Genomic DNA, 20,937 nt, shown 5'->3' with positions numbered 1-20,937 from the left:
AATTATTACAGCAGCGAGCTTACATGCCCTGCGCGCCGCGATTCATTGCGGCGATGCCGGTGCGGCAGACCTCGATGAGGCCGAGCGGCTTCATGATCGCCACGAACTGATCGATCTTCGATGACTTGCCGGTTATCTCAAGAATAAAGTGACCGACCGTCGCATCCACCACCTTGGCATGGAAGGCATCGGCCAGGCGCAGCGTCTCGGCGCGCATGTCGCCCTCGCCGATCACCTTGACCAGCGCCACTTCGCGCTCGATCGGCCGGTCCTGGCCGAGTTCGCGGGCACGCACCGTCAGGTCGACGACGCGGTGTACCGGTACGATGCGCTCGAGCTGCGCCTTGATCTGCTCCAGCACATGCGGTGTGCCGCGTGTGACGATGGTGATCCGGGAAAGATGCGCCTGATGTTCGGTCTCGGAGACCGTCAGGCTTTCGATATTGTAGCCCCGGCCGGAAAACAGGCCGATGACCCGGGCAAGAACGCCCGGCTCATTGTCGACGAGAATGGAAAGCGTGTGGCTTTCGATCGCCGCCGTTTCCGGCGAAATGAAATAGGCGGAGCCCGTGGGCTGAAGGTGTGCGTTCATGGTCTTGAGTTTCCTCTTCCCTGCCGCATAACCCCGAAAATCGGAAACGATTTTCGGAAAGGATTATGCGCAAATTAAAAATGTCAGACGAGCGCGCGGCCCTTGGCATCGATTGCATTGGCGACCGCTTCGTCCGTGGCCTCATCCGGCAGCAGCATTTCGTTGTGGGCCTTGCCCGAGGGGATCATCGGGAAACAATTGGCGAGATTGGCAACGCGGCAATCGAAAATGACCGGCTTTCTGACCTCGATCATCTCCAGAATGGTGTCGTCGAGATGCTCCGGCTTTTCGCAACGCAGACCGACAGCACCATAGGCTTCCGCCAGCTTGACGAAATCAGGCATCGCCTCGGTATAGGAGTTCGACAGCCGGTTGCCGTGCAGCAGCTGCTGCCACTGGCGCACCATGCCCATATACTGGTTGTTCATGATAAAGATCTTGATCGGCGCATCGTGCTGGATCGCAGCCGACATTTCCTGGATGCACATCTGGATCGAGGCATCGCCGGCAATGTCGATGACGAGGCTGTCGGGATGGGCGATCTGTACGCCGAGCGCTGCCGGCAGGCCATATCCCATCGTGCCGAGGCCGCCGGAGGTCATCCAGCGGTTCGGCTGCTCGAAGCCGAAGAACTGCGCCGCCCACATCTGGTGCTGGCCAACCTCGGTCGTGATGTAGGTGTCGCGGTCCTTGGTATGCGCGTAGAGCCGCTCCAGCGCATATTGCGGCATGATGACATCGCTGCTCCTTGTATAGGCAAAGGAGTTGCGCGCCCGCCAGCGAGCGATATCGGTCCACCAGTCCTCAAGGCGGCCCTTTTCCGGCTTCTTCGGCAGCGCCCTCCACAGGCGGACCATGTCTTCGAGGATATGGCCGACATCGCCGCGGATGCCGATATCGACACGGACGTTCTTGTTGATCGAAGATGGATCGATATCGATATGGATCTTCTTCGAATTCGGCGAAAAGGCATTGAGACGGCCGGTGATACGGTCGTCGAAACGGGCGCCGATGCAGACCATGACATCGCAGTCGTGCATCGCCATGTTGGCCTCATAGGAGCCATGCATGCCGAGCATCTTCAACCAGTTCTTGCCCGAAGCGGGATAGGCGCCGAGGCCCATCAGCGTCGAGGTGATCGGGAAATCGGTGAGTTCGACCAGCTCGCGCAGCAGCTTGGAAGCCTCAGGCCCGGAATTGACGACGCCACCGCCGGAATAGATGACCGGACGGCGCGCATTCGCCATCAGCTCGATCGCCGCATGGATCTGGTTGAGGTCGCCCTGGATCTTCGGCTGGTAGCTCTTCTGGATCGCGTAATCGGCGGGCGGCGTGTAGGTGCCGGTCGCAAACTGCACGTCTTTCGGAATATCGACGACGACAGGACCCGGACGACCGGACTGGGCGATGCGGAAGGCTTCGTGGATGACTGCGGCGAGCTGGTTGACGTCCTTGACCAGCCAATTGTGCTTGGTGCAGGGCCGGGTGATGCCGACCGTATCGCATTCCTGGAAGGCGTCGGAGCCGATCAGCGGCGTCGGGACCTGACCGGTCAGGCAGACGAGCGGGATCGAATCCATCAGCGCGTCCTGCAGCGGCGTGACCGCATTGGTAGCGCCCGGGCCCGAGGTCACCAGCATGACGCCGACCTTGCCGGTGGAGCGCGCGTACCCTTCGGCCGCATGACCTGCCCCCTGCTCATGGCGGACGAGGATGTGCTTGACGTCTTCCTGCTGGAAGATCTCGTCGTAGATCGGCAGGACCGCGCCGCCCGGATAGCCGAAGATATGTTCGACGCCGTTGTCCTTCAGCGCCTTGAGAACGATCTCCGCTCCCGTCATCCGATTGCCTGCCGCCTGATTGTCCGTGCTCATCTGTCTGTTCCGTTTGATGCTGGGATTGCGTTTGTGGCCGGAAGCCCGAATTTCGGGCATAAAAAAAGGCCCCGGAGGAGCCTGTCATCTAGCGCATGGGTGGCTACCGCCGGATGGTTACACCATCCTGCCCATGCGCTTTCCCACCACGATAAGAGCCGTTGCGATTTTCATGGTCGGAAGTGATAGACAGAAAATTTCGCAGCGTCAACGCATGCCGCAATAAAAATCCATCCGCGCTCCTTTACCCTCTAAAAACCATGGTTTGAAGGATTTGTTAAAGGATGGACTTTATTCTTATGTCCCATTGCAGGGAGTAGCCCTTTGCTCAACAACGACTTGCGCGTGTCTGGCAAGGCAGGCGAGCACGATCGCCGCGATGGCCATGCACCGGGAAATCGCTTTCTTGGCCGCGTCGTTGCGTGCAGCGGCTCGCGGGCGACCATTGCTGCCGTCGCCGAAGAAGGCGGCACCGATCTGACCGAACTCTGGTCCGTCGGTCGGCTGATTTCGATCAGTGTCGGCCGCAACCGCGTCGTCGCCCTCGTCTACCAGATGAACACCGGCAGCCATGCCTGGGGCGAAGGCGAGGACAATAATTTCAAAATCGAGACCGAGCTGCTCGGCGAAGTCCGTGTCGATGAGGACGGGCGCGAAGAATTCTCGACCGGCATCTCGTGTTATCCCTATCTCGGCGCCATCGCCCATCGCATCCGCGCTGCCGACCTGATACGCATCTATGATGCGGGAGAGGGCACGACCGCCGTCATCGGCAAGCTGACTCAGGATGAAAGTATCGACGCAGCGATCCACATCCCCTCGATGCTCTCCAAGCATTTCGCCGTCGTCGGCTCCACCGGCGTCGGCAAGTCGACGGCCGTGTCGCTGCTCTTGCACAAAGCGATCGCGGCGGATCCGAAACTGCGTGTGCTGATCCTCGATCCGCATAACGAATTCGCCGCTGCCTTTCCCAACCACGCCGTCACGATCGATACCGATACGCTCGACCTGCCCTTCTGGCTGATGCGATTGGAGGAGTTTGCCGAAGTCGTCTTTCGCGGCCGCCCGCCGGTGCCCGAAGAGCTCGACATGCTGCGCGATATCCTGCCGGAAGCCAAACGCGCCTTCCGCGGCAGTGACAATTCGCTGGTGCGCCGCACGACGGAAAAGAGTTCCATCACCGCCGACACGCCGGTGCCCTACCGCATGGCCGATCTGCTGGCGCTGATCGACGAGCGCATCGGTCGCCTCGAAGGCCGTACCGAAAAGCCCTTCCTCCGGTCGCTGAAAATGCGCCTGATCGCCGCGATCAACGATCCGCGCTACCACTTCATGTTCTCCAACAACACGATCAGCGACACGATCACCGAGACCATCGCGCAGATCTTCCGCGTTCCGGGCGAGAACCGGCCGATCTGCGCCTTCCAGCTCGCCGGCATTCCCTCCGAAGTCGTCAATTCGGTCGCCTCCGTGCTCTGCCGCATGGCCTTCGAGGTGGCGCTGTGGAGCGAAGGCGCCATCCACATGCTGGTCGTTTGCGAAGAAGCCCACCGCTACATCCCCTCCGATCCGAGCCTCGGCTTCGTGCCGACGCGCCAGGCGATCGCCCGCATCGCCAAGGAGGGACGCAAATACGGCGTCTCGCTCGGCATCATCACCCAACGGCCGGGTGAGCTCGACCAGACGATCCTGTCGCAGTGCTCGACACTCTTTGCCATGCGCCTTGCCAACGACCGAGACCAGGAAATCATCCGCTCGGCCATCCCGAACTCGTCGATCTCGACGACGAGTTTCATCTCCTCGATCGGCAACGGTGAGGCGATTGCTTTCGGCGAGGCGATCAGCGTACCGATGCGCATGCGCTTTTCCCGCGTCGACGAGAGCCTGCTGCCGAAGGCGAGCAGCGCCAACAGCAAACACAGTGAGGAAGATCCGGATACGGTCGACCTGCGCAAGATCGTCACCCGCATGCGGGCGGTCACTGTCGGACCCGACATCTCGAATTTCCAGGTGAGCTATGCTGCGTCCGCCGCAGGCCCCGACGAGGCCGATGCAGCCGACGAGGATATCGACGCAATACCCTACGCGCCGCCTGCGCCGTCGTCCGCTCCGCTCGAATCCTACCGGCGCGAACTGCTGCCGCAGACACCGCGACTGGACCCGGTCGCACCGCCAGCGATCGACCCCCGGCTGGACGCGCTCCGCCGCGAGATGCGCCGCGAGGAGCCGGTCTTCCCCCGGCCGGCATCACCGACGGACCAGCCCGCGATCACCCGCCGGGAACCCGGCACGTCGCTGCGCGAAAGCATCCTGAAAAAACCGCTGAGCAGCCTCTACAACAAGGATTGACGCTGGCGCTCGATCTCCAAAGTACGACCCGAAAAGCGTAGCGGTTTTCGGACGACATCATGCCCTACCGTTCCAAGGCGATCAGGGGCTCGACAGCGTCGAGCACACGCTGCCGATCCATCGGCCCAAGCGGCAAGAGTGGCCGCGGCAGCTGTACCTGGGCGAGAGAAAGAACGTCGACCAGCGTATAGACCACACGGATGCTTCCGAAATCCTTGAACGTTTTCCAGAGCGGCTGCAGGAGGCCATCGAGCCGGAGCGTCTCGGCGCGGTCTCCGGCAATCGCGGCTGTGGTTAGCGCAAGAGCAACGCGCGGAAACAAGCCGCCGACGACGCTGTACCAGGCGTCGGCGCCTGAGAGGAGCGCCTCGGCAGCGCCCCAGTCGCCGCTGTAGCCGATCTCAAGGTTCGTCGTCTGACGCAATGCCGCCAGTTCGCCTCTGAAATCGCTGTCAACGGGCAGAGGCATCTTCACCGCCCTGATTGTCTCGATCTCGGAGAGCCGCTGCAAAAGGTCCCGGCTGAAGGTAAAGTGGGTCGTGCCGGGATTGTTGTAGATGCAAAGCGGCAGCTTCGCCGCCTTCGTGACCGCGAGGAAGTGCTGGTAGGCTTCTTCCTGGGTGAGCGGCGTATATGAGACGGGCGCCAGCAGAAGAGCGTCTGCACCAGCGGCCTCGGCATCCCTGGTGAGATCGACGGCATGGTCCGTCCGCAGGGCACCGGCGCCGACGACGAGGGGAACGCGACCTGCGACGCACTCGACCGCAGCTTGAACGGCCCGCAGCCGCTCCTCACGCGTGAGAAAGGCGTAGATCCCGGTGCTGCCGAGAAGGCCGATGGAAGCGACGCCTGCGTCACACAGACGATCCAGCAGGCGGCAGAGGGATTCGGTGTCCACGCGGCCATCTATATCGGCGGGGGTCGGCGGAAAGGCCGAAAGGCTATGAAACGGTGAAGCGACAGACATGATGCGATCCTAAAAGACGGTCGACATGAGAACAACAGGCGCGATCCGGCACCGGCGAAAAACACGGCAAGACTTCCCTCGGTCGCCGACGCAGACTTTGGTAACAGCACCAATGTCGACTATGCCAATGACACTTATCAGATCTCCTGCGATCGCAAAGTACCCGGTTACCATATGCCTGATCGAGACCGACCGGGAGCCGTCGACGAAGGCGGGCTCTTATGGTCACGAACAACCGCACAGAATGAAAGTGGATTTTGCCCAATACCCAGCACAAGTGCGACAGCCGAACGACTTCGCCGCCTCACCTAAACCGTCAGCCGTTCCCAGCTGCCGTCCATCTGGTTGCGGAACCAGGTCATTTGCCGCTTGGCATATTGCCGCGTTGCCGCAGCCCCCTTCTCCAGCACCTCGTCGCGCGTCATCTGGCCCTTCAGCATCGCCGCAATCTGCGGCACGCCGATTGCCTTCATCACAGGGGCCTCGGCCGGCAGACCAAGCGCCACCAGCGTCTTCACCTCGTCCTCCGCGCCCTGCCGCAGCATGTTTTCGAAACGACCGTTGATGCGCTCATGCAGCACCGCCCGGTCCGGCAGCACGACGATCTTGCGAGCCTGGGCAGCGTCGATCACCACTGGTCCGGACCGGCCCTGGAATTCGGCGATCGACCGTCCCGTCGCCTTGACCACTTCAAGCGCCCGGACGATGCGCTGCCCGTCCTGGCGGTTGAGGCTTGCCGCCATGGCGGGATCGGCCTCGGCAAGCTCTGCATGAAGCCCCTCCGGCCCCTCCTCCAGCAGCCGCGCCCTGAATTCCTCCCGTAACGCCTCCGGTATCTCGGGCATATCGGCGAGGCCGCCGGTCAGCGCTTTGAAATAGAGCCCGGTGCCGCCGACGAAGACCGGCAGCCGGCCGGCAGCTCTGAGCGCCGGCAGCAGCACCGCGACATCGCGCAGCCAGGCGCCAGTGGAATAACCGGAACCCGCCGGCACATGGCCGTAGAGATGATGCGGCACACCCTGCATCTCCTCTTCCGACGGGCGCGCGGTCAGCACCTGCAGCGTGTCATAGACCTGCATGCTATCGGCGTTGACGACCGCGCCGCGATGGCGCTTTGCCAGTTCGACGGCGAGAGCGGACTTGCCGCTGGCGGTCGGCCCGGTTATCAGGATCGCGTTCACTGTGCTCAGAAGGTTTTCCATCATGGCCCTCGTTGCCACGCTTGTTGCCAATCCGTCAAATCCCGTGCTGACACCCGCAATCGCCGAAAAGGCGGCCGAGGCGGTGAACGCTGCCGGCCTCTACTGGCTGGCCGACGGCATCGCCTGCGACATCGCGCTGCGTGACGGCATGGATGCGCAAGCGGCCGAGGCCAATATTCTTGCAGTCCTATCAGGCGCGCCGATCGACCTCGTCATCCAGGAGCAGGAAAGCCGCCGCAAGAAGCTGCTGATCGCCGACATGGATTCGACCATGATCGGCCAGGAATGCATCGACGAACTTGCCGCCGAAGTTGGCCTGAAGGAGAAGGTCGCGACCATCACCGCCCGCGCCATGAACGGAGAGATCGCCTTCGAGCCCGCTTTGCGCGAACGCGTCGCCCTGTTGAAGGGCCTGCCGATATCGGTCGTCGACGAAGTGATCGCCAAGCGCATCACGCTGACGGCGGGCGGCCCGGAACTGATCGCCACCATGAAGTCGAAAGGTCACTACACCGCCCTCGTCTCCGGTGGCTTCACCGTCTTCACCAGCCGCATCGCCGCCACTCTCGGCTTCGATGAGAACCGCGCCAACACGCTGCTCGAAGACGGCGGCATCCTCTCCGGCTTTGTCGCCGAACCGATCCTCGGTAAGCAGGCGAAGGTCGATGCACTGAACGAGATTTCGGCAAGCCTTGGCATTTCGCCGGAAGAAGCAATCGCCGTCGGCGACGGCGCCAACGACCTCGGCATGCTGCACCTCGCCGGCGCCGGCGTCGCCCTCCACGCCAAGCCCGCCGTTGCCGCAGAAGCCAAAATGCGCATCGACCACGGCGACCTGACCGCCCTGCTCTACGTCCAGGGCTATAGGAAGACGGATTTTGTGACCGCGTAAACCACGCGACACACACTTCTCCGCCTTCACCCGTGTGACTGTGGCCGCCCCTCTGCCCTGCCGAACATCTCCCCCACAGGTGGGGAGATCGGCTGGGCGCACTGGCTTCCCCAAACAATTAACGTCCAGCACGGCAAAACGATAGATAGGAGGCGCAGGCCATATCCGATCTCCCCCCCTTGTGGGGGAGATGCCCGGCAGGGCAGAGGGGGTACCGCACGGCACGCCCTCTCCTCGCTCATTCCAGTGCTTGTCAATGAAGGAAGTCGAGGCCACGGCAGCGAGACGGTCACCGCCGCCGTCCCCTTACTCCATCGGCACCGCCACAAACCGCAGATCGCCGTTTGCCGATGCGATCATCAACTGGGCGTTGCGGCGGCCCTCCTGTTTCAACGCCTGCACTTTGGCGGCGACCGCATCCGGCGACTTCATGAACTCCTGCGCCACCTCGACGATCACATCGCCTGGCTTTAACCCCTTTTCGGCCGAGGCCGAACCGGGCGTCACCTCCGTCACGACGACACCGTCGACGCTCTCGGCGATGCCGAAAGCCTTGCGCGTTTCGGCACTCAAAAGCGACAGCGACAGCCCGAGCACGTTCTTCGGCGTTGCCGCATCCGGCGACACCTGGCCCTGGTGATGGTCGGGCTTGCCCGGTGTGGGCTGCGCCTGATCGTCGGAATCCGGCTGGTCCATGTCGTTGTTCTCGCCGGGATCAGGCGTAATCACCCCGTCATCCTGTGAACCATCGGGCGCCGCATCGTCGGATGCTGCCGCCTGATCGCTGTCCTCGAGCCGGCCAAGTTTGACCTTGACGGTCTGTTCCTTGCCGTCGCGCAGCACCACCACGTCGACTTCCTTGCCGACCGTGCTTTCCGCCACAACGCGCGGCAGATCGCGCATTTCGCTGACGGTCTTGCCGTCGAATTTCAAGATGACATCGCCAGCCTTGATCGAACCATCGTCGACGGGGCCGCCCTTGATGACCCCGGCGACCAGCGCGCCCTTGGCGGTGTCGAGCCCGAGGCTGTCGGCGATATCGTCGGTCACCGGCTGAATGCGCACGCCGAGCCAGCCGCGCCGCGTCTCACCATATTCGCGTAATTGGTCGACGACGCCTGAGGCAAGCTCGGAGGGTACCGAGAAGCCGATACCAATCGAGCCGCCGCTCGGCGAAATGATCGCGGTGTTGATGCCGATCACCTCACCCTTCATGTTAAAGAGCGGCCCTCCGGAATTGCCCTTATTGATCGCCGCATCCGTCTGGATGAAGTTATCGTAGGGGCCGGCATTGATGTTGCGGCCGCGCCCGGAAATGATGCCCACCGTCACCGAGCCGCCGAAGCCGAACGGATTGCCGATCGCCATCACCCAGTCGCCGATGCGCATCGTGCTGGAATCGCCGAATTTCACCGATTTCAGCGGTGCCTTCGGCTCGACCTTCAGCACCGAAAGATCGGTCTTCGTATCCGTGCCGATCAGCTTCGCCTTGAGCTTCGAACCATTGGCAAAATTGATCTCGATGTCGTCGGCACCCTCGATCACATGGTTGTTGGTGACGATATAGCCGGCCGGATCGATGACGAAGCCGGAGCCGAGCGAGCTGACATTATGGTTCGGGCCCTTGTTGCCCTGCTGCTTGTTGAAGAAATCGTTGAAGAATTCCTGGAACGGCGAGCCGTCGGGCGCCCGCGGCGCCGGGCCTGCGCCCTCGTCGTCCTTCACATTCTGCGAGGTCGAGATGTTGACCACGGCGTCGAGCAGCCCCTCGGCGAGATCGGCAACCGAAGCCGGACCACTGTTGGGCACTCCGGGCTGAATTGCTGGGGCCTGAATTGCTGGGGCCTGAATTGGTGAGGCCTGCATCGGTGCGGCCTGCTGCGGTGCGGAGGGTGCAGGCGGCGTAGGTGCAGGAGCGGCCGTTTCCGGAGTAGAAGGAGCGGGTGCAACAACCCCAGGCGCTGTCGTCTCAGGCGCGGTTTGCGCATAGGCGGCCCCGTTCATGCCGGCATGCGCAAGAATTGCAGCGCTGGCCATAAGCGCGAGCGTTCGTCTGAAGGGCGAGCGAGTCGTGGGGGCCATCAAGCATCCTCATAAGCGGTAAATGCGCACATTGAGCACCAGCATAAGGCGGAATGATGGAGGGTGAAATCACCTTTTCGCGAAATCCCCGAGCAATATGATGCGCCCTCGCAAAAGCCTGATTATCTCGACCTTTCCACGAAAAAAGGGCCGGCACTCGGGCCGGCCCTTCCAGGATTGTCAGGATGCGAATGGCATCCTTTGGCGTCAGTTCGCCGGCTGCGCGGGTGCTGCGGGAGCAGCCGCGCCGGGAATTGCCGCCGCCGGATTTGTCGGCGTTCGCAGGGTGCCGGCGGCATTGTCGAAATAGCGGAAGAATTCCGAATTGGGCGACAACACCAATGTCGTGTCCTGCGACGAGAGCGCGGAGGAATAGGCCGCCATCGAGCGATAGAACTCGAAGAAACCAGGATCCTTGCTGAAGGCGTCGGCGAAGACGCGGTTGCGTTCCGCGTCGCCCTGACCGCGCAGGATTTCCGCATCGCGCTGGGCGCCCGCGGTGAACTCGACAACCTGGCGGTCGGCGATGGCTCGGCGCCGCTGGCCTTCTTCATTACCCTCGGCACGGATACGCTCGGCCTCGGCCAGGCGTTCCGAGCGCATGGCGTTATAGGTGTTGGGCGCAACCTCAGGCGAAAGGTCGGTGCGGCGGATGCGAACATCGTCGATATGCAGGCCGAGATTTTCGGCATCGGTTCGCAGGTCGTCGCGAATCTCCAGCATCATCGCGACACGCTCTTCCGAGAGCGCGGCATTATAATCGCGCAGACCGTAGACGCGGCGAAGCGATGAATCGAGCTGCGCCCTCAACCGCGCTTCTGCGGCCTCGCGATCGCCCGAGACCGTTTCGCGGAAGCGGCGAACATCCGAGATGTTATAGATCACGAAGGCGTCGACGTCGAAGGTTTGACCGTCCTGGACCTGAACGCGGATATTGTCGAGATCGAGCCTCAATGCCTGCTTTTCGACCAGCTGAACGCGGTCGGCATCCATGAAGCCGAAGGGCAGCTTGAAATAGATGCCGGGCTCGGTCTTGACCGACTGGATCTGGCCGAAGCGGACGACGATCGCCTGCTCGCGTGCATTCACCACGAAGATGGACGAATAGAGCCCGACCAGAACGATGGCGAGGATGAGGAGTATGATGGGAAGTCTGTTCGATATCATGGCTCAACCTCCCTGCTGCGCCGGCTTGCCGAGCTCATTGAGCGGCAGATAGGGCAGCACGCCCTGCTTCTCGTCGATAATGACCTTCTTCGAATTCTTCAGTACCTGCTCCATCGTTTCGATGAACAGCCGCTTGCGGGTCACTTCGGGAGCCTTCGCATATTCGTCGTTGATCGCAGTGAAGCGCTGCGCCTCACCTTCCGCCTCCTTCACGACGCGGTCCTTGTAGGCGGCTGCATCTTCACGGATTCGCGCCGCATCGCCTCGCGCCTGGCCGAGCTTCTGGTTGGTGTAGCGATTGGCCTCTTCGATCGTGCTGTCGCGGTCGCGACCGGCACGCTGCACTTCTTCGAAAGCATCGGCGACTTCGCGCGGCGGCGCCACGTTCTGGATCGTCACGCCGGTGACGGTCACGCCTGCGCCGTAGCGGTTCATCGTATCTTGCAGGATATTGAGCACGTCCACTTCGATCGGCTGTCGATTGCTGCGGAAGGCGTCCTGCGCCGGACGCCGTCCGACGATTTCGCGCATGGCGCTGTCGGAAACCTGCTGCAGGGTCTCTGCCGGATTTTCGACGTTGAAGAGATAGGCCTTCGGATCACTGACCGTGTAGAACACGGCGAACTGCACGTTGATGACGCTCTTGTCACTAGACAGCATCAGGCCGTTTGAAGACGATGCCGAGGTCGCCCCGATATTCAGCTGTTGCACGGTCACCTTGACGGTCTCGACGGAGTCCATCGGCCACAGATGAAAATGCAGGCCGGGCATCGAGATCTCGTCCTTCGGCTTGCCGAACCGCAGTTCGACGCCGCGCTCATCCGGCTGCACCACGTAGACGCACTGGATCAGCCAGAAGACTGCGACGATCGCCGCGACGATCACCGCGACGCCGCCGTTGAAACCGCCGGGAATGATGTTGCGCAGCTGGTCCTGGCCGCGCCGGATGATATCTTCCAGATCGGGCGGTCCGCCCTTGCCGCTGCCACCGCCGCGCGGGCGGTTCGGCCCCTGGCCCCATGGTCCCTGATTATTATTACCGCCGCCGCCGCCCCAAGGGCCGCCGCCGCCATTCTGATTGCTCCAGGGCATCAAAACCTCGTTGTTCGTTAAGTCTTCCACGCATCCGGAACCGTGGGGGCTGACCGGTGGATGCGTTGGTGACCGTTATAGGTATCGCCGCATCCGCTTTCAACGCAACGTGAGGAACTTGGTCAATTTAAATGGAAAATAGTTCATTTTCAGCCGTGTCGGCGTTCATAGACGACGAAGCGCGTGGGGTGACTGTCCTTCTCGCCGGCCGGAACCGCGATAGACTCCCCTGCACGCCAGATGTCGGGATCGATCGCGGGGAACGAAGCGTCCCCATCGAGGTCGGCCTCGACATGGGTGATGCACATCCGGTCTGCAAGGCCGATCGCCTGGGCGTAAACCTGCCCGCCGCCGATAATGCAGATCTCGTCGACGCCCGTTTCGATGGCCAGCCTTTCGGCCGCCGTCATCGCCTCCGGCAGCGAATGCGCAATGGAGACATCAGCATGGTCGATCGCCACCTGCCGCGAGATGACGACATTCGGCCGCCCCGGCAGCGGCTTGCCGATTGAATCGTAGGTCTTGCGGCCCATCACGACCGGCTTGCCCAATGTCAGCGCCTTGAAGCGCTTGAGATCGCTCGAAAGCCGCCAAGGCATGTCGCCGTCGCGGCCGATGATACCGTTGCGCGCAACGGCGACGATAATGGTCTTGCGGATGTCAGCCATGAAATATCCCGGATCAGACCGCGATCGGCGCCTTGATGCTGGCATCGGCCTCGTAGCCGATCAGCTCGAAATCGTCGAAGGTGAAGCCGAAGATGTCCCTTACATCGGGGTTGATGCGCAGGAAAGGCAGCGGCTTCGGCCGGCGCGCCAGCTGCAGCTTCGCCTGGTCGAAATGATTGTGATAGAGATGGGCGTCGCCAAGCGTGTGAACGAAATCGCCGGGCTTCAACCCGGTCACCTGAGCCACCATCATCGTCAAAAGCGCATAGGAGGCGATGTTGAACGGCACACCGAGGAAAATGTCGGCCGAGCGCTGATAGAGCTGGCAGGAAAGCTTGCCTTCGGCGACATAGAACTGAAATAGACAATGGCAGGGCGGCAGCGCCATCTCGTCGACCTCGGCCGGATTCCAGGCCGAGACGATGTGGCGGCGCGAATTCGGGTTGTTGACGATACCTTTGACGAGGTTGGCGATCTGGTCGATATGGCCGCCATCCGGCGCTGGCCAAGAGCGCCACTGGGCGCCGTAGACCGGCCCGAGATCGCCGTTTTCGTCAGCCCACTCGTCCCAGATAGAAACGCCGTTCTCCTTGAGATAGCGGATGTTCGTCTCGCCCTTCAGGAACCAGAGGAGCTCGTGGATGATCGAGCGCAGATGCAGCTTTTTCGTCGTGAGGACGGGAAAGCCCTCTTCGAGATCGAAGCGCATCTGATAGCCGAAGACCGAGCGCGTGCCGGTGCCGGTGCGGTCGCCCCGGTCGGAGCCCTTTTCCATCACATGGGTCAGGAGATCGAGATATTGCTTCATGTTGCGCTGATTCCGTTTGCGTTAATTTAAGCCTCTAGCAGCAGGAAACCAATCGCCGGCAGGCATTTTCCCAATATTTCTGATGGATCGCATAACGCTTTTATGACGTTTGCCCTTTCCATCGGCTGAGGAAACCACTATATCACCCGTGCTAGCTTTCGGGCTGGCTATGGCGATAAATGAGCGGTGTAATAAGCCTATTGGACCCGGGGGCGGTACCCGGCGCCTCCACCAAAAACCGGCGGCCTCGAAGGCCGGCTTTTGATGGGGGCGAAACAGGATCGACAAGGGTGTAAAGATCGTCTTTTTGCTCGGCATTGTACCGCCGTTATCGGGCTAAAATTGTAGTTGCAAACGACAACTATGCGGAAGCTCGTCTCGCTGCTTAATCGCGGTGTGACACTTCAATCAAAGTCCTAGTGGTTCGCACCTCTAGGCGGGGTCCGAAGGCACCTGGCAACAGAAGCCTTCACCTTCTCCCTGCCGCCGAAATCATGTATGCTGCTTAAAAACGTGACTCGGCTCCGGTCTTTCCCAAGGCGCCTGGACGTGGCATATAACCTTGTGAAAAGACTTCCGAACCGACGAAAGACAGGAAAAGCATGGGGCAGGATCATATCCGCTACGACATTCTGGCACAGGATGCACTTCGCGGCGTCATCCGCAAGGTTTTGGCGGAAGTCGGAGCGACGGGCCGCCTGCCGGGCGACCATCACTTCTTCATCACCTTCCTCACCGGTGCCACCGGCGTACGCATTTCCCAGCACCTGAAGTCGAAATATCCCGAGCAGATGACCATCGTCATCCAGCATCAGTTTTGGGAGTTGAAGATCACCGAGACGCATTTCGAGATCGGCCTTTCCTTCTCCGACGTTCCAGAAAAGCTGGTCATCCCGTTCAATGCGATCCGCGGCTTTTACGATCCCTCCGTCAATTTCGAGCTCGAATTCGACGTTCCGCTCGCCGATGGCGAGGAATTGCCGTCCGGTGAAATCACCGCCTATCCAGTCGACGCGGCAGGAAAGTCGGATGAGGCCGCAGGAGCAAAACCTGCCGATGGCGAAGAGAAGAAACCGGGTTCGGTCGTCTCGCTCGACTCCTTCCGCAAGAAGCAGTGATTGAAGGGAGGCCAAGCCTCCCTTTTTCATAAGGATTAAGGCCCCGCATGAGTGCCGAAATCGTCAATCTGCGCCAATTCCGCAAGAAGCAGGCCCGCTCCGAAAAGGAGACGCAGGCCGAACAGAACCGTATTTCCTTCGGCCGCACCAAGGCCGAAAAGCAGCTCACCCGCAGCCTGAACGAAAAGGCTGACAGGGCGCATCGAGACGGCCGGATCGAGACGGATGACGATGGCGCGTGACGGTTTCATGCAAAGCTTGAACAGCCGGAGTGAACTCTGAAAGTTTTGTCTTGTGCATGTCGTTGTCCCGCAACTGCTGCACACTTCCGGGCGACCTGCATTGAGATCAGCCACTTATGCGGTTTGCATGAATCGATCTGACAATCCCATCAAGATGTAAAGCCGCTTCATGATCCGCAAGCATTCGGCGACATTACACGGCCACCGCACCAGTTTCTCGCTGGAGGATGAATTCTGGGCCGAGCTGAAGACGATCGCCGCAAGCCGCTCTATACCGCTCGCCGCGCTGATTTCGGAGATCGATGATCATCGGCCGCCAGACAGCAACCTGTCCTCGGCGCTCCGGCTGCATGTGCTCGCTTGGGCGAAAGCCGGCGCTACTGCATAGTTCTTAAATCGGAATCGAAAGCGCTACAGCGTCCTTTGCGCGTCTTTCAGACGCGCGGCGCTGTAGCCGCGAGCTGTAATCAAATCCCATGCATTTTCATTGCGCCTGAACGCCTGGCACCTGGTCGAAATTGAGCGAACCGGGCAGCGGCCCGCTGCGCCGCGCCGCTTCCGCCTCGGCGGCAGCCCTCGCCTGCGCATCCGCCTTGGCTTTGGCTTCCGCCGTGCGTGCAGCCTCAGCCTCGGCAGCAGCCTTTTGCGCCGCCGCTGCCTGCGCCAATGCGCGCAGTCGCTCTTCCTCCGCCTGCCGTTGTTGCTCGATCTCAGCCGCCTTGACGCGCTCGGCGTCATTGAACCGGTAGAGTGCTGCCTCGCGCCGCAGCCGCTGCTTTTCGAGCACGATCGCTTGTAGCCGCTCGACGCGCCGGCGCTCGCGCTCAAAAGCGCGTAGCGACAGATAGCTGGTGATATCGGTCACATCCATCGTCTTGCCGGGCGACGGCAGCATGCCGGAAAAATTCAGCCTGAGCGCCGGCTCGGCGCCGGACAGCGCTTCCGTGCCCGGATTGAGCCCGACGCCCAGCGTCGCGGTGATCCGCTCCTCCGGCAGCGCGATCTGCGCATCGGCGGTGATGCGGGCCAGATCGTTGGCGACGGTGACGTTCTGCACGCGCAATGTCCCATCGGTGATATTGAAGGGGATGCCGAGTGGCGGCAGCTTCGCCTCTCCGTTGCTGAGCAGCGTCTCGACGATAGGATGCACCTTGCCGGCATTGATCTGCTCCTGCATCGTGTCGGTCGCAGCAAGCAGCGGTGGAAGGATGGCAAGGTTCAGCCCACGTATGCTGGTTTCGCCGAGCCTCAGTTCGCCCGAACCGTTGAGCGAACTGGCAATCTCGCCGATCGTCTTGCCCGAGGCTTCCATCGACAGCGACAATCCGAATTTGCCGTTGGCGATCGGCGCGCCGTCGCGCAACCAGACGACGCCGGCAAGATCGGAATCGGCAAGTGCAAGCTTCGTCTGCAGGAAGCCGGTACCATCGGCATTGGTGAACAGCAGATTGCCGGAGAGCTTTCCGCCATCCAAGTTGCCGGCCATGTCATTGAGCTGCAGCTCGTCTCCCTTGTAGGCGACGTTGCTGGTAAAGTCGGTGACCTCCGTTTCCGGCAGACCGGGCCAGAACTGCTTGGCCGTCAGCTTCACATTGACGTCGAGATCCTTGAAGACGGGCAACCCGAGCGGCGCCGTCGTCAGCGCGCCATTGGCGGGATCGACGATCTGGCCGAACACCGCCTCGCCGAGCCAGCCGGCATCAGCCTTGGAGAGCCTCAGCTCGCCGGACGCGGTCGTCTTCGCAGCCTTCCGGTCAAAGCTTAGCGCGCCTGAAAACTCGTTGTCGGCCGCATGGCCCTTGAGATCGGAAAAGACGATCTTGTCGCTATCGACGGCGGCATTGACCTGCAGGCCGAACGGCAGCCCGGTTCCCGTCTGCGGCAGGGCGATCCCGTTCATGATGAGGTAGGGGTCGATGTCGGCGCTGTCGAGCGAAAGCACGATCTGGCCGTTCATGAAAGTCTCCGGCCGGACATCGACCTTACCATTGGCGGTGAACGAGGTCCGGTCGGTCGCAAAGGTCAGCGCCGCATCGGCAGGATCGTTGCCCGATGCCTTCACCTTCAGTGTCAGGCGGCCATTGGCGCCGACATCGACCGGCAGCGGATCGAGCCCGGCCTGGCCGAACAAGACGGACGGCACGGCGTTTTCGAGCGTCGTTTCGAGGCTCGTCGTGCCGTTGCCGGTCAGCGCCAGGAGATCGGACATGCGGTAGTCGAGATTGACGCGGCTGCCATTCGAGACGCCCGCCAGCGTTACCGTCAGGGCGTTGCCTTCATCACCGCCGAGCGTCAGCGCGCCGCGCAGCGCCGTATTGCCGTACCAACCGGCATTGCGCACCAGCCGGTCGAGCACCGGGTGATGCGGCAGGTGCTCGCGCAGCATGGTGAAGAAGCCGCCGGGATCAGCCGATTTGAAGGTGATCTCGCCCGCGCCCTTGTAGTCGAGCAGCGAGCCTTCCGCCCTGCCGGTCGCCGTCAGCTCGGCGCCGGCGATGTTCTTGATCGACAGCCGGTCGACGGCAAGCGCGCCGTCGGCGATCGTGAAGGTGGTCTCGACATTTTCGGCATCGACGCCGAAGGCGGTGAACTTATCGGCCTTGAGCTGGGCGGCAATCTTGTGGTCCAGCACGTTGTCGCCGGCATCCTGGCCAGTCATCAGCCCGCTCAGCGCCTGCAGCGCATCGAGATCGAGCGTATCACCGTTCAGCGCCACCGACAGCGTCGGCGTCTGGCCGGAAAGCGCCTGCCGCTCCAGCCGGCCCTTCAGGGTCGCCGGCCCGATGGCGATTTCAAGATTTTCGAACCGCTGCAATTCATGTGTCAGGCTGACATTGGCGGAAAAGCCCGCCTGCCGCAATTGCCGGATGGCCGGATCGACCGAGCCGGCAAGCCAGGAGGCAAGTCCCGTCGGCTGGCTGGAGGCCACCACGATCTGGCCGTTGAACGAGGCGTCGCCCTGAAGCAGCAGCTTGCCCTTGCCTTCCACCTGCGTACGCCCCGGCAGCGTACCGCTGGCGCTGTCGATCATCCAGCCGGTACCGGCCGGCTCCAACTCCAGTTGCACGTCGCGCAGCGTCGTATCGCCGGCGACGATCGCCGGCAGCTTGACACTCGCCTTGCCCGGCACCTGCGGAATCGGCACCTGGCCGATGACATCGATCAGCGAATTAAGGCGCTGGCGTGCCGAAACCGCCGCGTCGCGCGTCGTCTTGCCGGCCTCACCCTGATTGCCGATGCGGTTGACATCGATCTGCTGCCCGTCGGCGGTCAACAGGAATTCCGGCTCATTGCCGGTATCCAGCGTCGCCTCGCCGGTTATGACGTAGGGATCGTCGGTTGGGCCGATCTCCATCCGGTATTCGGGAATGCGGATGCGTTCGTTGGTGAGCTCGAAGCGGCCCTTGACGCGCGGCGGCTGCTCTTTCTTGTTGGCGGGCTTGGCACTGTTGCGGTTTTCAATCGCTGCCGAAAGCTGGCCCTGATAGTTCGGCTTGCTGTCGACGAGCTTCAGTTCACCGTCGAGATCGATGCTGACGGGGTGCTTGTCCGGCGAAAGCTTCGTGCGCATGCGCAGCACGCCCTTCTCGTCCGGCTGGCTGCTCGAGATCGAAAAGCTGCCGTGCTCGCCGTCAAGGGCCGCATCGCCCTCGATGCGCCAGGGGCCGGCCAGCGACTTGGCCGACATTTCCGCATTGAAGCCGGTGATGCGGCGTGAACGGCCCGACTGATCATCGATGAACTCGACTTCGCCGCCACTGACATGCACGTTTTCGAGAACGACGGTTTTCGCCGGTATTTCGGCGCGGCTGCCGCGCATCCAGTCGAGCGTGCCGTCCTTGAGCAATCTCAGGCGCACCTTCGGATTGACGACGCGCATGTCGAAGATCAGCGCCTCTCCCGACAGGAAAGGCGCGAGTTCCGCATCCATGGAGAACTGCTCGACCTGGACGATCGGCGTGCCGTCCGCTTCCTGGCCGACGCGCACATCATGCAGCGTGACCGACGGAAACGGCAGGAGCCGCGCATCCACCGTCCCGTAGACAGTGACTTTCTTGCCGATGATGCGGCTCGCCTGATCCTCGAAATTCTTGCGGAAATCCGTCCAGTCGATGAATAGCGGCGCAAGCAGCGCCACAAACAGCGCTACGACGATCACTCCCCCCAGAAAGACGAGGAACCGGCCTACCAATTCAAGGATTCTCCATTCGGGATTCTGGTGCCGACACTAGAGCACTTACAGCAAAAGTGCACAGCGGTTTTGCCGGGAAAAGCGCGAAGTGATGTTCTCAGCGAATTGCGGAAAAACAAAAAGACAGAGCATTTCCGAAGTGCAGAGAACGGAAATGCCCTAGCGCTCTCGATGCCGGGGCGAAGGCCCAAGTTCAGGAGAATATTCCGGTCAGCCATGGTGGAAAATCTTGCCGGGATTGAAGATATCGTCCGGATCGAGCGCCTGTTTCACCTGTCGCATCAGATCTACCGCGCCTCCGAGTTCCTGTTTCAGAAACGCCATCTTGCCTTGACCGATCCCGTGTTCACCGGTGCATGTCCCGTCCATGTCGAGCGCCCGCCGGTTGAGCCGCTGCACGAAACTCTCGGCCATGACGATGTCTTCGGCGCGTCTATCGTCGAACAACAACAGCACATGGAAGTTCCCGTCGCCGGCATGGCCGACGATCGGTCCCAGCAGCCGGTGCTCCTCGATATCCGCCTGCGTTTCGGAAACGCAATCGGCGAGCCTCGATATCGGAACACAAACATCGGTCGAAAGTGCGGCAAGCCCAGGCGCCAGCGCCCTTGCAGCCCAATAGGCGTCGTGGCGGGCCTTCCAGAGTTTCGTCCGCTCCTCGGCATTGGCGGTCCACAGGAATTCGGCCCCGCCACATTCTGCCGCGATCTCCGCGAAGGCTGCCGATTGAAGCGGCACCGTCTCGTCGGTGCCGTGGAATTCGAGGAAGAGCGTTGGGCTTTCGGCATAGGAAAGCTTGGAATAGGCATTGCAGGCCCGCATCTGCACCGTATCGAGCAGCTCGATGCGCGCCACCGGAATACCCATCTGGATCGTCATGATGACGGCATCGCAAGCAGCCTTGACGCTCGGAAAGGCGCAGGCGCCACCGGCGATCTTCTGCGGAATCGCCTGCAAGCGCAGCGTCACCGAGGTCAGGATGCCGAGCGTACCCTCAGCGCCGACGAAGAGCCGCGTCAGATCGTAGCCGGCGGAAGACTTGCGGGCGCGCCGCGCCGTGCGGATCTCCTCGCCATTGGCGGTGACCGCGGTGACGGCAAGCACATTGTCCTTCATCGTCCCGTAGCGCACGGCATTGGTGCCGGAGGCCCGCGTCGACGCCATGCCGCCGATTGAGGCATTGGCGCCGGGATCGATCGGGAAGAACAGGCCGGTATCGCGCAGATGGATGTTCAGCGCTTCGCGCGTCACACCCGGCTCGACGGTGCAGTCGAGGTCCTCCGGATTGACCTCGAGCACGCGGTTCATGCGGCTGAAATCGATGGAAATACCGCCATTGGCGGCATTGACCTGGCCCTCCAGCGAGGTGCCGACGCCGAAGCCGATCACCGGCACCTTGTGGGCCGCACACGCCCTGACCGCCGCCTTCACATCTTCGGCGCTCTCGGCAAAGAGCACGCCGTCGGGCAACTGCGGCGGGATGTAGGTGGTCGTGTGGGCATGCTGTTCGCGGAAGGACTGGCCGGTCTGGAAGCGCTCGCCGAAGCTCTGCTTGAGAATACCGAGCACGGCGGCGATGCCCGCCTCGTTGCGTGTGCCGGCCTTCGCGTCCTTCAGCGCCATCCCTTTAATCTCCCTGCCATTCCGCCGAAACCGTATCGTGTCCCGCAGGCTACAGCGCCGCGCGTCTTT

The 20,937-nt window shown here is 61.9% G+C and carries 16 protein-coding genes and 1 other RNA gene; 6 read left to right on the top strand and 11 right to left on the bottom strand.

What is annotated here, in order from left to right; genetic code table 11:
* Positions 1 to 19: 19 nt before the first annotated feature.
* Together ilvN and HJB89_RS11920 are read right to left on the bottom strand one after the other, a co-directional pair.
* Positions 20 to 592, bottom strand: a complete 573-nt coding sequence (ilvN, locus tag HJB89_RS11925; protein WP_207581073.1) for an acetolactate synthase small subunit — start codon at positions 590 to 592, stop codon at positions 20 to 22.
* Positions 593 to 675: 83 nt separating this feature from the next.
* Positions 676 to 2,466, bottom strand: coding sequence for an acetolactate synthase 3 large subunit (locus HJB89_RS11920; protein WP_207581074.1), 1,791 nt, complete (start codon positions 2,464 to 2,466; stop codon positions 676 to 678).
* A 324-nt stretch (positions 2,467 to 2,790) separates the two neighbouring features.
* Here HJB89_RS11920 and HJB89_RS11915 point away from each other — a divergent pair, with 324 nt between their 5' ends.
* Positions 2,791 to 4,815: an ATP-binding protein gene (locus HJB89_RS11915; RefSeq protein WP_207581075.1), complete on the top strand. Its 2,025-nt coding sequence runs from the start codon at positions 2,791 to 2,793 to the stop codon at positions 4,813 to 4,815.
* Positions 4,816 to 4,879: 64 nt separating this feature from the next.
* On the opposite strand, the gene HJB89_RS11910 is transcribed toward HJB89_RS11915, so the two are convergent.
* Together HJB89_RS11910 and miaA are read right to left on the bottom strand one after the other, a co-directional pair.
* Positions 4,880 to 5,782 carry a dihydrodipicolinate synthase family protein gene (locus HJB89_RS11910; RefSeq protein WP_221149915.1) on the bottom strand — a complete coding sequence of 301 codons (903 nt, stop codon included), beginning with the start codon at positions 5,780 to 5,782 and terminating at the stop codon, positions 4,880 to 4,882.
* Between the two features lie 308 nt (positions 5,783 to 6,090).
* Positions 6,091 to 6,987: a tRNA (adenosine(37)-N6)-dimethylallyltransferase MiaA gene (miaA, locus tag HJB89_RS11905; RefSeq protein ID WP_221149914.1), complete on the bottom strand. Its 897-nt coding sequence runs from the start codon at positions 6,985 to 6,987 to the stop codon at positions 6,091 to 6,093.
* Between miaA and serB the strand changes: the two genes are divergently transcribed.
* A complete protein-coding gene (serB, locus tag HJB89_RS11900) occupies positions 6,986 to 7,876 on the top strand; it encodes a phosphoserine phosphatase SerB (protein ID WP_207581078.1) in 891 nt (296 codons plus the stop codon). The two genes, miaA and serB, sit on opposite strands and share 2 nt — an antisense overlap.
* Before the next feature lie 306 nt (positions 7,877 to 8,182).
* Here the strand turns inward: serB and HJB89_RS11895 are convergent, their stop codons facing one another.
* From HJB89_RS11895 to HJB89_RS11875, 5 genes are all read right to left on the bottom strand, one after another.
* Positions 8,183 to 9,958 carry a Do family serine endopeptidase gene (locus HJB89_RS11895; protein WP_207581079.1) on the bottom strand — a complete coding sequence of 592 codons (1,776 nt, stop codon included), beginning with the start codon at positions 9,956 to 9,958 and terminating at the stop codon, positions 8,183 to 8,185.
* 207 nt (positions 9,959 to 10,165) lie between these two features.
* Positions 10,166 to 11,125: a protease modulator HflC gene (hflC, locus tag HJB89_RS11890; protein ID WP_221115768.1), complete on the bottom strand. Its 960-nt coding sequence runs from the start codon at positions 11,123 to 11,125 to the stop codon at positions 10,166 to 10,168.
* Between the two features lie 3 nt (positions 11,126 to 11,128).
* Positions 11,129 to 12,217, bottom strand: coding sequence for an FtsH protease activity modulator HflK (hflK, locus tag HJB89_RS11885; protein ID WP_207581081.1), 1,089 nt, complete (start codon positions 12,215 to 12,217; stop codon positions 11,129 to 11,131).
* Positions 12,218 to 12,366: 149 nt separating this feature from the next.
* The gene (locus HJB89_RS11880) at positions 12,367 to 12,885 is read right to left on the bottom strand and encodes a dihydrofolate reductase (protein WP_221149913.1); all 519 of its coding nucleotides are present in this window, start codon (positions 12,883 to 12,885) and stop codon (positions 12,367 to 12,369) included.
* A gap of 13 nt (positions 12,886 to 12,898) precedes the next feature.
* Positions 12,899 to 13,693 carry a thymidylate synthase gene (locus HJB89_RS11875; protein WP_207581083.1) on the bottom strand — a complete coding sequence of 265 codons (795 nt, stop codon included), beginning with the start codon at positions 13,691 to 13,693 and terminating at the stop codon, positions 12,899 to 12,901.
* A 111-nt stretch (positions 13,694 to 13,804) separates the two neighbouring features.
* Here HJB89_RS11875 and ssrA point away from each other — a divergent pair.
* From ssrA to HJB89_RS11855, 4 genes are all read left to right on the top strand, one after another.
* Positions 13,805 to 14,167: a transfer-messenger RNA gene (ssrA, locus tag HJB89_RS11870) on the top strand.
* A gap of 128 nt (positions 14,168 to 14,295) precedes the next feature.
* Positions 14,296 to 14,811 carry an SspB family protein gene (locus tag HJB89_RS11865; RefSeq protein ID WP_207581084.1) on the top strand — a complete coding sequence of 172 codons (516 nt, stop codon included), beginning with the start codon at positions 14,296 to 14,298 and terminating at the stop codon, positions 14,809 to 14,811.
* Positions 14,812 to 14,858: 47 nt separating this feature from the next.
* Positions 14,859 to 15,053: a DUF4169 family protein gene (locus HJB89_RS11860; RefSeq protein WP_007630199.1), complete on the top strand. Its 195-nt coding sequence runs from the start codon at positions 14,859 to 14,861 to the stop codon at positions 15,051 to 15,053.
* A gap of 169 nt (positions 15,054 to 15,222) precedes the next feature.
* Positions 15,223 to 15,441, top strand: coding sequence for a ribbon-helix-helix domain-containing protein (locus HJB89_RS11855; RefSeq protein ID WP_207581085.1), 219 nt, complete (start codon positions 15,223 to 15,225; stop codon positions 15,439 to 15,441).
* A 96-nt stretch (positions 15,442 to 15,537) separates the two neighbouring features.
* Here the strand turns inward: HJB89_RS11855 and HJB89_RS11850 are convergent, their stop codons facing one another.
* Entirely contained in the window at positions 15,538 to 19,245 is a 3,708-nt protein-coding gene (locus HJB89_RS11850; RefSeq protein ID WP_221115772.1) for an AsmA-like C-terminal region-containing protein, read from the bottom strand.
* A 210-nt stretch (positions 19,246 to 19,455) separates the two neighbouring features.
* A complete protein-coding gene (locus tag HJB89_RS11845) occupies positions 19,456 to 20,868 on the bottom strand; it encodes an FAD-binding oxidoreductase (protein ID WP_221115773.1) in 1,413 nt (470 codons plus the stop codon).
* Between the last annotated feature and the right edge of the window lie 69 nt (positions 20,869 to 20,937).

It is taken from the genome of Rhizobium sp. NZLR8 (assembly GCF_019685025.1).
GTDB lineage: Bacteria > Pseudomonadota > Alphaproteobacteria > Rhizobiales > Rhizobiaceae > Rhizobium.
Note: the sequence above shows the minus strand (reverse complement) of the source record. Positions and strands in the feature narration are given on the sequence as shown.

Excerpts from the sequence above, each read along its gene's own strand:
- miaA (WP_221149914.1), bottom strand. The coding sequence starts at position 6,987 with ATGATGGAAAACCTTCTGAGCACAGTGAACGCGATCCTGATAACCGGG.
- HJB89_RS11845 (WP_221115773.1), bottom strand. The coding sequence starts at position 20,868 with ATGGCGCTGAAGGACGCGAAGGCCGGCACACGCAACGAGGCGGGCATC.
- HJB89_RS11875 (WP_207581083.1), bottom strand. The coding sequence starts at position 13,693 with ATGAAGCAATATCTCGATCTCCTGACCCATGTGATGGAAAAGGGCTCC.
- hflC (WP_221115768.1), bottom strand. The coding sequence starts at position 11,125 with ATGATATCGAACAGACTTCCCATCATACTCCTCATCCTCGCCATCGTT.
- HJB89_RS11895 (WP_207581079.1), bottom strand. The coding sequence starts at position 9,958 with ATGGCCCCCACGACTCGCTCGCCCTTCAGACGAACGCTCGCGCTTATG.
- hflK (WP_207581081.1), bottom strand. The coding sequence starts at position 12,217 with ATGCCCTGGAGCAATCAGAATGGCGGCGGCGGCCCTTGGGGCGGCGGC.
- HJB89_RS11855 (WP_207581085.1), top strand. The coding sequence starts at position 15,223 with ATGATCCGCAAGCATTCGGCGACATTACACGGCCACCGCACCAGTTTC.
- HJB89_RS11880 (WP_221149913.1), bottom strand. The coding sequence starts at position 12,885 with ATGGCTGACATCCGCAAGACCATTATCGTCGCCGTTGCGCGCAACGGT.
- HJB89_RS11865 (WP_207581084.1), top strand. The coding sequence starts at position 14,296 with ATGGGGCAGGATCATATCCGCTACGACATTCTGGCACAGGATGCACTT.
- HJB89_RS11920 (WP_207581074.1), bottom strand. The coding sequence starts at position 2,466 with ATGAGCACGGACAATCAGGCGGCAGGCAATCGGATGACGGGAGCGGAG.
- HJB89_RS11910 (WP_221149915.1), bottom strand. The coding sequence starts at position 5,782 with ATGTCTGTCGCTTCACCGTTTCATAGCCTTTCGGCCTTTCCGCCGACC.
- serB (WP_207581078.1), top strand. The coding sequence starts at position 6,986 with ATGGCCCTCGTTGCCACGCTTGTTGCCAATCCGTCAAATCCCGTGCTG.
- ilvN (WP_207581073.1), bottom strand. The coding sequence starts at position 592 with ATGAACGCACACCTTCAGCCCACGGGCTCCGCCTATTTCATTTCGCCG.
- HJB89_RS11860 (WP_007630199.1), top strand. The coding sequence starts at position 14,859 with ATGAGTGCCGAAATCGTCAATCTGCGCCAATTCCGCAAGAAGCAGGCC.